Source organism: Mycobacterium numidiamassiliense (assembly GCF_900157365.1).
Taxonomy (GTDB): domain Bacteria; phylum Actinomycetota; class Actinomycetes; order Mycobacteriales; family Mycobacteriaceae; genus Mycobacterium; species Mycobacterium numidiamassiliense.
In genome coordinates this window covers 3,703,080-3,718,157 of sequence record NZ_FUEZ01000004.1, presented here as the reverse complement: position 1 = coordinate 3,718,157, position 15,078 = coordinate 3,703,080, and the positions used below count along the sequence as shown (strand labels likewise).

10 protein-coding genes are annotated in these 15,078 nt (G+C 64.9%); 2 read left to right on the top strand and 8 right to left on the bottom strand.

All coding sequences use genetic code 11. The annotated features are described in order from the left end of the window. Positions 1 to 163 precede the first annotated feature (163 nt). Positions 164 to 3,070 (top strand): excinuclease ABC subunit UvrA, encoded by a 2,907-nt coding sequence (uvrA, locus tag MNAB215_RS25880; protein WP_077082344.1) that lies wholly within the window; start codon positions 164 to 166, stop codon positions 3,068 to 3,070. A gap of 36 nt (positions 3,071 to 3,106) precedes the next feature. Here the strand turns inward: uvrA and MNAB215_RS25875 are convergent, their stop codons facing one another. Next, a complete protein-coding gene (locus MNAB215_RS25875) occupies positions 3,107 to 4,543 on the bottom strand; it encodes a WS/DGAT/MGAT family O-acyltransferase (RefSeq protein ID WP_077081312.1) in 1,437 nt (478 codons plus the stop codon). A 444-nt stretch (positions 4,544 to 4,987) separates the two neighbouring features. Here MNAB215_RS25875 and MNAB215_RS25870 point away from each other — a divergent pair, with 444 nt between their 5' ends. Next, positions 4,988 to 6,199: a fatty acid desaturase family protein gene (locus MNAB215_RS25870; protein ID WP_077081311.1), complete on the top strand. Its 1,212-nt coding sequence runs from the start codon at positions 4,988 to 4,990 to the stop codon at positions 6,197 to 6,199. Between the two features lie 40 nt (positions 6,200 to 6,239). On the opposite strand, the gene MNAB215_RS25865 is transcribed toward MNAB215_RS25870, so the two are convergent. The 7 genes from MNAB215_RS25865 to lysX all read right to left on the bottom strand — a co-directional run bounded on the left by MNAB215_RS25865 (position 6,240) and on the right by lysX (position 14,841). Continuing rightward, positions 6,240 to 6,461: a hypothetical protein gene (locus MNAB215_RS25865; protein WP_077081310.1), complete on the bottom strand. Its 222-nt coding sequence runs from the start codon at positions 6,459 to 6,461 to the stop codon at positions 6,240 to 6,242. Between the two features lie 105 nt (positions 6,462 to 6,566). Next, the gene (locus MNAB215_RS25860; RefSeq protein WP_077081309.1) at positions 6,567 to 7,427 is read right to left on the bottom strand and encodes an NYN domain-containing protein; all 861 of its coding nucleotides are present in this window, start codon (positions 7,425 to 7,427) and stop codon (positions 6,567 to 6,569) included. A gap of 224 nt (positions 7,428 to 7,651) precedes the next feature. Beyond that, positions 7,652 to 7,855, bottom strand: coding sequence for a cold-shock protein (locus MNAB215_RS25855; RefSeq protein WP_077081308.1), 204 nt, complete (start codon positions 7,853 to 7,855; stop codon positions 7,652 to 7,654). Positions 7,856 to 8,028: 173 nt separating this feature from the next. Then, positions 8,029 to 9,396: a DEAD/DEAH box helicase gene (locus MNAB215_RS25850; RefSeq protein WP_077081307.1), complete on the bottom strand. Its 1,368-nt coding sequence runs from the start codon at positions 9,394 to 9,396 to the stop codon at positions 8,029 to 8,031. 273 nt (positions 9,397 to 9,669) lie between these two features. Further along, entirely contained in the window at positions 9,670 to 9,918 is a 249-nt protein-coding gene (locus MNAB215_RS25845; RefSeq protein WP_077081306.1) for a PspA/IM30 family protein, read from the bottom strand. Positions 9,919 to 9,949: 31 nt separating this feature from the next. Continuing rightward, positions 9,950 to 11,425: an alpha/beta hydrolase gene (locus MNAB215_RS25840; RefSeq protein ID WP_217348948.1), complete on the bottom strand. Its 1,476-nt coding sequence runs from the start codon at positions 11,423 to 11,425 to the stop codon at positions 9,950 to 9,952. Between the two features lie 65 nt (positions 11,426 to 11,490). Next, positions 11,491 to 14,841, bottom strand: a complete 3,351-nt coding sequence (gene lysX, locus MNAB215_RS25835) for a bifunctional lysylphosphatidylglycerol synthetase/lysine--tRNA ligase LysX (RefSeq protein WP_077081305.1) — start codon at positions 14,839 to 14,841, stop codon at positions 11,491 to 11,493. Between the last annotated feature and the right edge of the window lie 237 nt (positions 14,842 to 15,078).

Below are 15,078 nucleotides of genomic sequence, written 5' to 3'. Positions count from 1 at the left end.
CCTGGGGGCGCCGGCATCATCGTCGCCGGCGCAGGTCACAACGCTCACGCTACTTGGTCCCCGGCCGGGGATGGGCGCCTTGTCGGTGGGGGCACCTAGCATGGAATGCGCCGTGCGCAATCACCGTCGCGAGGCGAATAAGAGTTTCAGTGAGAGAGGCAGCGTGGCTGACCGCCTGATCGTCAAAGGTGCCCGTGAGCACAACCTGCGCGGCGTCGACCTCGACCTGCCGCGCGACGCGTTGATCGTCTTCACCGGGCTGTCCGGATCGGGTAAGTCGTCACTGGCGTTCGACACCATTTTCGCCGAGGGCCAGCGGCGCTACGTCGAATCGCTGTCGGCCTACGCCCGCCAATTCCTGGGGCAGATGGACAAACCGGACGTCGACTTCATCGAGGGCCTTTCCCCGGCCGTGTCCATCGACCAGAAGTCGACGAACCGCAACCCGCGATCGACGGTCGGCACCATCACCGAGGTGTACGACTACCTGCGATTGCTCTACGCGCGCGCGGGCACACCGCATTGCCCCATCTGTGGTGAGCGGATCGCGCGTCAGACGCCCCAGCAGATCGTGGATCAGGTGCTGGCGATGCCGGAGGGCACCCGATTTCTGGTGCTCGCCCCGGTGGTGCGCACCCGCAAGGGCGAATTCGCCGATCTCTTCGACAAGCTCAACGCGCAGGGATACAGCCGGGTGCGCGTCGACGGCGTCGTGCATCCCCTGGCCGACCCGCCGAAGCTGAAGAAGCAGGAGAAGCACGACATCGAAGTGGTGGTGGATCGCCTCACCGTCAAGGTCGCCGCCAAGCAGCGGCTCACCGACTCGGTGGAAACCGCGCTGAATCTCGCCGATGGCATCGTCGTGCTGGAGTTCCCCGACGAGCGCGACGAGCACGACCACGCCCGCGAGCAGCGATTCTCCGAGAAGCTGGCCTGTCCCAACGGACATCCGCTGGCCGTCGACGACTTAGAACCCCGCTCGTTCTCGTTCAACTCGCCGTACGGCGCGTGTCCGGAATGCGTCGGCTTGGGAATCCGCAAAGAGGTCGACCCCGATCTGGTGGTGCCCGACCCGGATCGCACGCTGGCCGAGGGCGCGGTGGCGCCGTGGTCGGCCGGCCACACCGCGGAGTACTTCACCCGGATGATGGCCGGGCTCGGCGAGGAGCTGGGATTCGACGTTGACACGCCGTGGCGCAAGCTACCGGCCAAGGCCCGCAAGGCGATCCTCGAAGGATCGGACCACCAGGTCCATGTGCGCTACCGCAACCGGTATGGCCGAACCCGTTCGTACTACGCCGATTTCGAAGGCGTGCTGGCGTTCCTGGAACGCAAGATGGAGCAGACCGAATCCGAGCAGATGAAGGAACGCTACGAAGGATTCATGCGCGACATCCCCTGTCCGGTATGTGAGGGGACCCGGCTGAAGCCCGAGATTCTGGCGGTGACGCTGGCCGCCGGGGAGCGGGGCGCGAAATCGATCGCCGAGGTCTGTGAGCTGTCCATCTCGGATTGCGCCGATTTCCTCAACGCCCTCACCCTCGGTTCGCGCGAGCAGGCGATCGCCGGGCAGGTGCTCAAGGAAATCCAGTCGCGGCTGGGCTTTCTTCTCGACGTCGGGCTGGAGTACCTGTCCCTGTCCCGTGCGGCGGCCACGCTGTCCGGTGGTGAGGCCCAGCGCATCCGGCTGGCCACCCAGATCGGCTCAGGTCTGGTCGGGGTACTCTACGTGCTCGACGAACCGTCTATCGGCCTGCATCAGCGCGACAACCGTCGTCTCATTGAAACACTCACGCGCTTAAAGGATTTGGGAAATACGCTGATCGTCGTCGAGCATGACGAGGACACCATCGCGCACGCCGACTGGGTCGTCGACATCGGCCCGGGCGCCGGCGAGCACGGCGGCCAGATCGTGCACAGCGGAACGTACAGCGACCTGCTGACCAACAAGGATTCGATCACCGGCGCCTACCTGTCGGGCAGGGAGCGCATCGAGGCCCCCGCGCTGCGCCGTCCGACAGACCGCAAGCGTCAGCTCACGGTCGTCGGGGCCCGCGAACACAATTTGCGCGGCATCGACGTGTCGTTTCCGCTCGGCGTGCTGACCTCGGTGACCGGTGTCTCCGGTTCCGGAAAATCGACTCTGGTCAACGACATCCTGGCGGCCGTGCTGGCCAACCGCCTCAACGGCGCCAGGCAGGTCCCGGGCCGGCACACCCGGGTCACCGGGCTGGATCACCTGGACAAGCTGGTTCGGGTCGACCAGTCGCCGATCGGCCGCACACCCCGATCCAATCCCGCGACTTACACCGGGGTGTTCGACAAGATCCGTACCCTGTTCGCGGCCACCACCGAGGCGAAAGTCCGCGGCTACCAACCGGGTCGGTTCTCGTTCAATGTCAAGGGCGGTCGCTGCGAGGCGTGCACGGGCGACGGCACCATCAAGATCGAGATGAACTTCCTACCCGACGTGTATGTGCCGTGCGAGGTGTGTCAGGGCGCCCGGTACAACCGGGAAACCCTCGAGGTGCACTACAAGGGCAAGACCATCTCCGAAGTGCTGGACATGTCGATCGAGGAAGCGTGCGAGTTCTTCGAACCGATCAGCGGCATTCACCGCTACCTGCGCACGCTGGTCGACGTCGGACTGGGGTATGTCCGGCTGGGCCAGCCCGCCCCGACGCTGTCGGGTGGTGAGGCGCAACGGGTCAAGCTGGCCGCCGAATTGCAGAAGCGTTCGACCGGGCGCACCATCTACATCCTCGACGAGCCCACCACAGGCCTGCACTTCGATGACATCCGCAAGCTGCTCAGCGTGATCAACGGCCTTGTGGACAAAGGCAATACGGTCGTCGTGATCGAGCACAACCTGGACGTCATCAAGACATCGGACTGGATTGTCGACATGGGGCCAGAGGGCGGGGCCGGCGGTGGAACCATTGTCGCCGAAGGCACTCCCGAAGACGTCGCGGCGGTGCCGGAAAGCTACACCGGGAAATTTCTCGCCGAGGTGGTCGGCCGTGCCGCCGCGCCGCAGCGGTCGAGCCGGCGGCGCAAGGCCACGGCCTGAGGCCGGCGGCGCAAGGCCACGGCCTGAGGCCGGCGCTCAGTCAACGGCCGCAAGCAGTTCCTGAAAAGACCTGTCCATGCATTCGGCATACTTGCCCGGGTCGGGGAGAGCGCCGCGATCCGCGGTCGCGCTGATCGACAACGTTCCGTTGTAGCTGGCAACGACATGTATCAGATTCAAACCGGCCACCAGCGGCCCCAGACCGGCAACGCGAACCAGCCGGGCGCCGCTGAAGAAGAGCGGTTCGGTGGGCCCCGGCACGTTGGTGACGATGGTGTTGGCGATCGTCGGGCCCGAGAACGGAAGCGCGCTCGCAGCCTTCGCCGTCATCCCGAGCAGTGCGGTCGGCACGGTGCCAATCAATTCCAGGAGCTGGGTCGTCGCGGGCGATTCCGCGTCGGCGCGGCTTCCCGCGGTCGATTCCGCGATGACGGCCAGCCGTTTGAGCGGATCGGCGATGTCGGTTCCGAGCGTTTGCAGCCGGCCGAATAGGTCGTTGCCCTTGCTCGTCGTGTCGCCGGCCTTGCGCACCGACATCGGGCAGGCCGCGACGAGCGAATCGTCGGGTAACTCGCCGTGGCCGTCCAGGTACGCGCGAAGCGCGCCGCCGACGTAGGCAAGGGCGACGTCGTTGATCGTCGCGCCGGGGACGCTGGCCTTGATCCTTTTGAAATCGGCGAGATCGTGGAACCGGGCCTCGAAGACACGGTGTGGCGACACCGTGTGGTTGAAACGCGTCTTCGGCGGAAATGACGGAACATCGCCGCGCGCGACCCTGCTCGCAACACCTCCGATCAGCTTGCCCGGCAGACCGGCCAAGCCGCGGACCGCCGCGGGGGCACTAGCGGCGAGAACGGCTGTCGACCGAAATGGGTGCAGCATCGCGTTGATCGTTGCGCGCGAGAGCAATTCCACGGTCGAGGGAAGCGGGCCGGGCTGCCAGGGGCTGTCGGGTCCGGCGGGTCGGGGGCTGTCCGCGGCGAGGTCGTGCAATGCCGCGATCATCTGCACGCTCGCCATCCCGTCGACAGCACAGTGGTGCAGTTTCAACGCCATGGCGAACGAGCCCTTCGGTATCCCGGTCACCGCATTGAGGCCCTCGATGACGGTGATTTCCCACGGCGGACGTCGCAGGTCGATCTGTCGGGCATGCAGCCGGGCGATCTGGATACACAGTTGTCGCCAGTCACCCGGCTGAGGTAGCCCGATGTGCCGGACGTGATATTCCAGATCGAAGTTCGGGTCGTCCACCCAGTAGGGCATCGGCATGCCGCCGGGCAGCTCGGTCAGCCGCCGCCGGAAGACCTCAGCGAGGTGTAGCCGGGCGTCGAGTTCCTCCAGGATCCCCTTAAACGTCACCTTGCCGCCCGGCGCCGTCGACGGGTCATAGATCAGCAGCAGCTGTATCTGAAGTGGCGTCGTCGGTGTCTCCGCCCGCAACATCATGTCGTCGGTCCAGCTCAGCTGCCGCACTAGCGCCCCCTCGGCTCGCTCTTGTAGTCAGCGTAAGCCGGGACACCCGCTGCGCGGGAACATTGTTTCGGGCCAGCCGCCATCATGCGCATACCCGCGTATCTCGCGGCTCATGTAGCCTCAGGGATCAAGCAACGCCTAGGGGGTAAGGCAGGTGCCCAACAAAACGGGTCGGCCGTGTTCAGGAACAGTACGTTCCTGGGGCGATCTTGTGCTGCGCATCGCCTCGCCGCTGTCTAGAGGTGCTCCGGCCCCACAGTTCTGCTGTGCCGATTGAGATAATTTCGCCCATCTGACTTCGCGCCCAATTCTTGTCTCGCGCGCGCAACGAACCACCCAACAAGATCGGACTTACCTAGGATGCTGCGGCCTGCAAGCCTTTCTCGACTGTGCATTGCCGCGCCAACGCCCCGTGCCCTTGCGCGCGAATGGCGTTGAGCGTCAATGGCCATCACTGATGTTCCTGCGTATGCACATCTGAGCGACACGGACCTCGAGGAGTTCGGGGCTGCGCTGGATGCGATCCGTTGCGACATCGAGTTTTCGCGCGGAGCCGACGACCGGGCATATATCAAGCGTGCCATCGCATTTCACCGAGCCTTCGAGCTAGCGGCGAGGCTGGTCATCGGCCGAAGCAAGGGTAAGTTCGGCTGGGCCGCCGGAACCGCCGCCCTGGCCGCGGCCAAGTGCATCGAGAACATGGAACTCGGCCACAACATCAGCCACGGTCAATGGGATTGGATGAACGACCCGGAAATCCACTCCACGACTTGGGAGTGGGACATGGCCGGTCTCACGTCTCAATGGCAGAACTCGCACAACTACAAGCACCATGTCTTTGCCAACGTTGTCGGGGTAGACGACGACCTCGGTTTCGGCATCCTGCGAGTGACCCGAGACGAGGAGTGGCGTCCCGGTGCCTTGATACAGCCGTTCCGGGCGCTGCTGCTGGCGCTGTTGTTCGAGTGGGGCGTCGCACTGCATTGCCTGTACTCGGTGCAGGAGCGCGAGACGACGAGCGCACGCAAGGCCATGCACACGTCGGCGCTGCGGCGCAAGATCGCCCGGCAGGTCGCGAAGGACTATGTGCTTTTTCCCGCGCTGAGCCGCCGGCGGTGGTGGCGCACACTCGCCGCGAATGTGGTTGCCAACGGTCTGCGCAATGTGTGGGCGTACGCCGTCATCGTTTGCGGTCACTTCACCGACGGTGCGGAAAAGTTCAACCCGTCAGTCCTGGTGGCAGAGACGAAGCCCGAGTGGTATCTGCGGCAGATGCTGGGTACCGCGAACTTCCGGGCCGGCCCGATGATGCGCTTCATGAGCGGAAGTCTCTGCTATCAGATCGAACACCACATGTTCCCTGACTTGCCGAGTAATCGGTATCCCGAAATCGCCGAGCGGGTACGCGCGTTGTGCCGCACCTACGACCTGCCGTACACGACCGGTCCGTTGCATCGCCAGTTCCTGCTCACCGTGCGCACGATTTGCAAACTGGCGCTGCCGGACCGATTTCTTACCGCCACCTCCGACAACGCGCCAGAGACCGCGTCCGAGCACAGGTTCGGGAACACGCCGATGCGATCGCACGTCCCGGGCGTGAAGCGACGCGGATTAGCGACGGCAATCCTCGACCTCGATGGTCGGCGTTCGGCCTGAAAAGGACTGTGCCACAAAGTGATCCGATCTGTATTGGCGTTTACTCCCGCACTTGGCGGGTGACCAGACCCGTGACGTGCCGGGAATCGATCTCTTCGCCCCCGTCGCCGTAGTAGACCCGATGGGCCTTGGCTACCGCGCCGTCCTCGGTTGAATACGTGTTCGTGATCTTGATCCAGTTGCCGGACTTCGGGTTTTGGAGCATGTCGCCCTCCCGGATTTCCGACAACGGCACCCGTTCTGTTGCATGTTCGGAACTCATCACGCTCCCGGGCCGTCGTGGTTGGCCGACCGAGTCGGCCGTCCGGGGTCTGTCCCCTGATCGCATTGAGGATCCTCCGATCGACGGCACCGGTCAACAATCGATTTATGGGCTGTCGCTGTGCAGTCGCACCAAACGCGTCGTGCTGGTTTCGTCGAGATCGACGAGATCGCTACGGGACCGCAGGAAGTCGCTGAACGATTTGAAGCCCAAGGCCTTCTCGCTGAACGACGGGTCCATTCGCTTCATCTGGGCTTTGACCGCTGAGTTGTGCAGCCACTCCGTGTCGTCCTTGTCCTGGCTGATGCGCAGCGCGCGTTCGAGTAAGCCGGTGGCGGCGACCTGTGCATCGGCCGGCGAATCATCAGACTCGGGGGTGCTCGGGCGGCGTTTCTTAGGTTCGGCCGATTCCGTTATGGCAGTGGGTATCCCGGGCAGCGCATCGTAGGTGACAAACTCGTCGCACGCCGCGGCCAGGGAGCGGCTGCTGGCACCGGCCACACCGATCCCCACCACATAGCGGCCCAGACGCTTGCACCGTTGGGCCAATGCGATGTAGTCCGAATCGCCGCCGACAATCACCACGTGGGTCAGGTCGGGCAACCGGAACATGTCCTCGACCGCGTCGACGGCCAGCCGGATGTCGGCGCCGTTCTTACCGTACGCGGCCGCCGGAAACAGTTGAACCAGATCGACCGCGCGGCCGACGAGTTGGCCGTGGTATGCGGCGTTGACGTCGGCGGACCAGTCCGCATAGGCGCGAGTGAGTACCAGTGTGCCGAATGACGAGGCGAAGTCGATGATGGCGCCGACGTCGACGGTGGCCGACTGCAGCCGGTCTTTGTCCAGCCCTTTAGTCTTGTCTTTCTGAAACGAGTTGCGGCCGTGGACCTGGTCGTATCGGGAGATCACGATGTTGTCGAAGTCGAGATAGACCGCGACGCGGGGAGTTCCGGTTTCGGTCATCGTGCGTGCGCCATCTTCATCGGGAGCATCCGGTCATCGTCCGCCAGGGGGCCGCCGCCATCAAGGGGGAGGGCCGCCGCCATCAAGGGGGAGAACTGCAATCGTCGGGCGGATTCCCTGCATGTCGCCCGACGAATGCTCGAACCCCGGGGCAGACCAATGACCTCGTCACGCCGGTCGGCGGGACGGCATGGGTCAGCCCCAGGGTTTTTCGTGCTAAGCCGCTAGACGGCGGTTACTCCGACCGCCTGCGGACCTTTGGGTCCCTGGGTGATCTCGAACTGGACTCGCTGGTTCTCCTCAAGCGTGCGAAAGCCGTTCGATTGGATCTCGGAATGGTGGACGAAGACATCCTTCGCGCCGCCGTCAGGGGCGATAAATCCGAAACCTTTTTCGGAGTTGAACCATTTCACAGTTCCCTGCGTCATACTGAATTTCCTTTTTTCAAAGTGGATGTAATTGATACATCCGTGGTTAACCGTAACACAAATAGTGAAAATAATGACTTGGTGCCTAAAGACCTTGGTAAATCTAGGGTTTCAGACATGCGCGAGACGAAAGATCGCGTGGCGATGTGTCTTCGGGCGGGGCCGGTTTTGGTTCAGTTGGCCCTCTGGTGGCCGCCGGTCCGACGATGTGACGCGCCCTTGTGGCCCGCACGGTCGGCGGTGACGGCGACCGGGACACGGCCTGCCCCAACGCGTTTGCGGTTCCGCGCCGTTGCGGATCGGCCTTGCTGCGATCGGTGGGCCCTGGAGTCGGTGGACTGGGCTGACCGCTCGGCCTGTGGAGCGGGAGCTTGGTAAGGCGCGAGTTCACCGACGAGTTCTTGCACCGGTGGCGAGTCGGCGGCGACTTGCTGGGGGCGCACGTCGATATTCGCTTTGCGCATCATTGCCTGAAGTTCTCTGCGTTGTTCGGGAAGCGCGACGGTGACGACGTTGCCCGCGCTGCCGGCGCGCGCCGTGCGGCCGGAGCGGTGCAGGTAAGTCTTGTAGTCGGCCGGGGGGTCCACATGGACGACGAGTTCCACGGAATCGACGTGCACGCCGCGGGCGGCGATGTCGGTGGCCACGAGCACTCGCGCCTTGCCGGTCGTGAAGGCCGCGAGGTTACGATCGCGTGCTGGCTGAGAAAGGTTGCCGTGCAAGTCAACCGACGGAACTCCGGATTCGGTGAGCTGTTTGGCAAGCTTGCGGGCCTGGTGCTTGGTACGCATGAACAACAGCCGCCGACCGGTGCCGGAGGCGAGGAGGTGCACCAGCTCCCTTTTGGCCTCGACCCCCGCGACATGGAAGACGTGGTGAGTCATCGCGGGCACGGGCGAGTCGGCTGAGTCGACCGAGTGCGTGACCGGATCCCGCAGGAATCGCTTGACCAGCTTGTCGACGTCATTGTCGAGGGTCGCGGAGAACAACATCCGATGGCCGCCGCTTGGGGTCGCGGTCAGAATCCGCGTGACCGCGGGTAGGAAGCCGAGGTCGGCCATGTGGTCGGCCTCGTCGAGCACGGTTACCTCGATGGAATCGAGCCTGACAACGCGCTGCTTCATCAGATCCTCTAAACGGCCGGGGCACGCGACGACGATGTCGACACCCGACCGCAGAGCAGCCACTTGACGCGATTGCGGCACACCGCCGTAGATCGTGGTGACCTTCAGGTTGTGGGCAGCCGCCAGCGGCTCCAGGACGGCGCCGATCTGGGAGGCCAATTCGCGAGTGGGAGCCAGGATTAAGCCCCTAGGCTGCGCGGTCTTTCGGGTGTGGGCCAGCCGGTGCACCAGCGGGATGCAAAAGGCGAGTGTCTTGCCGCTGCCGGTCTTTCCGCGGCCAAGGGCGTCTCGCCCGGCGAGGGTGTCGGGCAATGTCGCAAGCTGGATGGGGAAGGGATCGACGATTCCGCCTGCGGCGAGCACGTCGATCATCGGTTTGCCGACGCCGAGATCGGCGAAGGTTTGCTGCATAGTCATGTAGTTGTGCTTTCAGATTGGGATGTGCAGTGCTCCGGGTTTCATACGGAGACATACGGCACTAGGTGGCGAGATTGCCGGTGGGCAATATCGATCGCCGTAAAAAAGCCTGTGCGGATGAAGTTACATCTGCATTCGGAGCCCGGTAGGGCATCTACGACGCCGCAGGCATCAACAACTTGTGATGCAAGCGATTGATCCAACGGTACACGACGCGACCACCTGCGGCGAAACGATGTGACCAGGTCGACCGGTTAGCGGCGGCTCGGGCAGTTAGCTCTCGTCGGAGCGCATCGACTCGCGGATCTGCGCCAAACGCTCCGCCGCCGCGTGCTGGCGCTCCTCGTATTGCTCCTCGACGCTGCGTCCCTCTCCGCTCTCGGCATCGAGTTCCGCCGCGCCAATTGCGGTTCCGTATCGAGCCTCGATCTTCTCGCGGACCGATTCGAAGGTCGGCACACCCGCGCTGTCGTATCCGGGGTCACCTGCGGGGGTCGCGGAAGTGTCGGGTTCGTCGGGCATGTGGTTACGCTACTCCGGCCAGCGCGAGCGGTTACCTGGAATGCTCCGCCGGCATCACCGTCGTACCGGTCGGTGCAGGGCGAGAGGGCATGTCGGGCAACGGAATCCGCACGATCCCCGGGGTGCCGAGCGCACCGGCCAGCCAGGGCAGCGCCGCCGCGAAAACCCGGCCGGCGAACGGCCAGTCGTGCTTGCCGGACTGGGGGACCACCGCGCAGTCGATGCCGTTGGCGCGGCCACGCGCGCACAGTGAATAGGCCGCCGCAGTCTGATTGCTCGGATTGGCCGCGGCCTGACGACCGGCCAGAAGCATCGACCCGGTGTCCGTGATGGCGTAATCATGGCGTTGTACCGCCGGGGTCTCCGACGAGATCGCGAACCAGCCGGCCACCTGGTTGTAGTGGCCGTGCCGGTCGATCACCGTGCTCGGGTCGAATGCCGCCCAGGCGTCGGCGTGTCCGCCGAACAGTCGGGCGATGGTCTGCGGCTTGCTCCCGGTATTCGGGAAGTAATCACCGGCGACGTCGAGGAACGCGCTGAACTTGTCCGGATGCATGACGGCCAGGTCCACCGCGCAGGTACCGCCCATCGACCAGCCGGCGACGCCCCAGTTTGACTGGTCGGCGCTCACGCCGAACGCTGAGACCATATAGGGGACAACGTCTTTCGTCAGATGATCGGCCGCATTTCCGCGTGTGCCGTTGACGCATTCGGTGTCGTTGTTGAAAGTCCCGCCAGAGTCCACGAACACCAAGACGGGAGCCTTGCCGTCGTGCGCGGCGGCAAAACTGTCGATCGTCCCGATCGCGTTGCCGGCGCGGGTCCAGTCCGCGGGTGTGTTGAACTGCCCGCCGATCATCATCACGGTCGGCAGCGGCGGCGGCGGACTGCTGGTGAACCATTCGGGCGGCAGGTAGACCAGTTCGCCGCGGTGCTTGAAATGTGATGCGGCCGAGGGAATCACGACCGGTACCACACTGCCGTGCGCTGGCCGGGTTCCCTTGGCGGCCATCGCTGTCACGGTGGCCCGGTCGGTCTGATCGGGCAGCGGGCCCGAGGTGAACTGACCCCACGCAGACTCAACCGTCGGGAAATAGCCGATCCACGAGTTGAGCACCAACGCTGCGCAGAGCAGGCAGAGCGGTATGGCCGCCGCGGACGTCGCGCGCCGCCAGCGGCGTGCGCTGCGCCAGCCGACGATCAGCACCGCTGCGGCCAGCCCGGTGAGCGCGATCCACAGCCACAACGAAAACGGCGCCGGCTCGTCGGACAGGCCGCGGTCGACGACGTACCAGTGCGCGCCGTAGCCCGCGCCACCGCCGACCAGGACGGCCACCGGCAGCCACACCTGTCGCCACCGCGGCGAGCGCCAGCCGATGGCCACTGCCAGCACGATCCCGGTGCCGACCTGAACGCAGATGGGCACCCAGCCGTGCATCAGTGCGGTGTGGCCACTCGCCCACGACTGCGTCAGCGCAGTGAGCGTCGGTGCTGTCACGCGAACCATTGTGAGGGATTATTAACAAATCTGGAACATATTTGGCCGATGTCGCCCGATTTTCCGGCCGCGGATTAATGGGGCTTGGCCAGCGGAAACGGCAGTGTCTCGCGGATGCTGCGGCCGGTTATGAGCATGACGACCCGATCGACGCCCATCCCCAGCCCGCCGGTGGGCGGCATCGCGTATTCCATGGCTTGCAGAAAGTCTTCGTCGAGCTCCATCGCCTCGGGATCACCGCCGGCGGCCAGCAGCGACTGCTCCTGCAGACGGCGCCGCTGCTCCACCGGATCGGTCAGTTCGCTGTAGGCGGTCCCCAGTTCGACGCCCCACGCCACCAGGTCCCACCGTTCGGCGACGCCCGGCTCGCTGCGGTGCTGGCGGGTCAACGGCGAGACGGAGGTCGGGAAGTCTATGTAGAACGTCGGATGCTGGGTCTGGCCTTCGACGAGGTGCTCGTAGAGCTCCAACACGATCGCCCCGGTGTCCCAGTGGTCGCGGTAGGGGATGTGCACGGCCTCCGACAACCTGCGGAGCACCGTGAGCGACGTGGCGGTGTCGATGTGTTCGCCCAGCGCTTCGGATACCGCGTTGTGGACGGTCTTCACCGGCCAGATACCAGAGATGTCGACCGGTTCGAGTCGGGCATCGTGCCCGCCTGCTCCGCCGGCGGCGCGGGGCCGCATCACGGTCTGCGTGCCGTTGGCGGCTTCGGCCGCGTTCTGGATCAGCTCGCGACAGCCGTCGATCCACACCTTGTAATCCGCGTGGGCCTGGTAGGCCTCCAACAAGGTGAACTCGGGGTTGTGGCTGAAGTCGACACCCTCGTTGCGGAAGGCCCGGCCCAGTTCGAAGACGCGCTCCACGCCGCCGACGCACAACCGTTTCAGATAAAGCTCCGGTGCGATGCGCAGGTAGAGGTCCAAGTCGTAGGCGTTGATGTGGGTGACGAACGGCCTGGCCGCGGCCCCGCCGTGGATCTGCTGCAGGATCGGGGTTTCCACCTCGATGAATCCCCTGGCGAACAACGTTTCCCGCACCGAGCGAAGGACGCTGCTGCGCGCCGCCATGAGCTGACGCGACTCGTTGTTGACTGCCAGGTCGACGTAGCGGCTGCGCAGCCGCGCCTCCGGGTCGGTGAGCCCATTCCACTTATTCGGCAACGGCCGCAGGCACTTACCGATCATTCGCCAGTCGCGCACCACCAACGAGCGGGTGCCGTTTTTGCTGAAGCCCATGTTCCCGGTCACCTCGATCAGGTCACCGAGATCGATGGCCGCGTGGAAATCCGCGGTCCGGCCCGCCTCCAGGCGCGATTTCTCCAGCAGCACTTGAACTTCGCCGGACCAGTCCCGCAGCTGGGCGAAAAGAACACCGCCGAAGTCGCGTATGCGCAGGATCCGGCCGGCCACCGTGATGGTGTCCTGGTCGTCCGCGTCGATCGCCTGCGCGACGGTATGACTGGGCGGAGAACCCACCGGGTAGGCGTCGATCCCGGTGTGCTGCAGCGACCGTAGCTTGGTCATCCGCACCCGAACCTGTTCGGGCAGACGAGATCTCATCTCCTCTTCGCTGGCGTCGCGGGCCCGCAGCAGTCCGCTGACGTCCGGCGTACTGCCATCCGGGTTCAGCAGCCCGGATTCGGCCAGCCGCTCCGGCACGGCCGGGTGATGACCGGTATGCACTTTGTCACGGCGGCTGAACGGCAGGATCAGGAAACCCTCGGCCATGGCCGAGGCCACCCCAACCCGGGGAATCAATCGCGCGTCTTCGTAGCAGGCGTAGCGCGGCTCCCACTCGGGTTGATACTTCATGTTCGAGCGATACAGCGTCTCCAGCTGCCACCAGCGGGAAAAGAACAACAACAGCCCGCGCCACAGCCGGGCAATCGGACCGGCACCGAGTTGGGCGCCCTGCTCGAACGCCGACCGGAACATGGCGAAGTTCAGCGAAATGCGAATGATGCCAATGCGTTCGGCGTTCAGGGCCAGCTCGCTGACCATGAGCTCGATGGTGCCGTTGGGAGACTGCGGAGAGCGACGCATCAAATCCAGGGAGACGCCCGTGTTCCCCCAGGGGACCAACGACAGCATCGCGACGACTTCGTTGTCTCGGTCTACCGCCTCCACCAAGAGGCAATCCCCGTCCGCTGGGTCGCCGAGCCGACCCAGCGCCATGGAAAACCCGCGCTCGGAATGGCTGTCGCGCCAGGCATTGGCGCGCGAAAGGACGTCGGCCATATCGTCGGGGGAGATGTCGCGGTGCCGCCGGATGCGTACCGTCAGACCTGCCCTGCGCGCACGGGTCACGGCCTGGCGCACCCCGCGCATGTCGGAGCCCGACAGCCTGAAGTCGGAGGTCCGCAAGATCGCCTCGTCGCCCAGCTCGAGCGCGTTGAGGCCGCGTTCGCGATAGACCCGGGCCCCTTGGGTACTGGCGCCCATCACACCGGGCGCCCAGCCGTAGCTCTTGCACAACCCCAACCAGGCGTCGACCGCCTGCGACCACGCCCTGGGGTCACCTACCGGGTCGCCGCTGGCCAGGCAGACGCCGACCTCGACCCGGAAGGTGATGGCAGCCCGGCCGCTGTGGGCGAACACCACCGACTTGTCGCGACGGGTGGCGAAGTAACCCAGCGAGTCGTTCTTGCCCCACAGCTCGAGCAGGCCGCGGATGGCCGACTCGTCCTCACCGGTCAACGCGTTGTCGGCCCGTTGCGACTGAAACAGCACGATCGTCGCCGCGATCAACGCCAGCGCGCCGAACAAGCCGAAGATCGCGTTGAGCAACACGTGCGGCTTGCCGGTGAACAGATCGGGATCGGCGAGGGCGAACCCGACCACCCGGTTGGCGACATAGGGCAGGCGGTCTTGTCGCGCAAGCGATCCCGGGAACAGTTGAACCAGACCCCAGGACAACAGGATTCCGATCAGATCTCCGACGACCAACACCGCGGCCGCTTTGACCAGCGCGGCCCTGCGCACTTTGGCCCAGAACTGCCGATAGCTCAACAGCAACAGGACGAAAACCACGACGTGCAGCGCGAACCCGAGGTTCTCGCCGAAGGACTCGGCCGGGGTGTCCTGGTCGGCCGCGGCGATGTCTGCGGCATTGCGGAACGCCGCCAAGACCATGTAGCCGAGCAATATCCACCAGGCAACGCGTTTGCGGGCGGTCAGCGCGGCGGCCAGCAACCCCAGCACGAACGACCACGCGATGCTGGTGTCGGGGAAGTTGAACAGATAGCTGTTGATGAATTCGCGCGGTCCCTTGATCACCCACCGGATCAGTGGGGACACACTGGCCAGCAATGACACCGTCGCGATGACGCCAACGATCCAGCCGGCCGCCGCCGGTACCCAGCGATACCGGGAGCTCGGCCGGCCTCCTGAGCGAGATCCCGAGCGAGGCGTTGCGAGTGTCACAGACCGCGAGGATATTCCTCAAAACCTGGAAATGCCTGACGAAGCGCAAGAGTTGCAAAGACTATTTGTGCGCGCCCCGGCGGCCCGGTACCGCAGGCCAGGATCCCGTGCGCGAGCCCTCCAGCAGCTGAAGTGCTGGAAGACGGCCCGGGGCTGCTAAACTTGTTCCCGCGACCATCCCGGCGAAAGCCAGGGACAGTTAAGTGGAGTCCCACTCCCACCGCTAGCCACGAAATT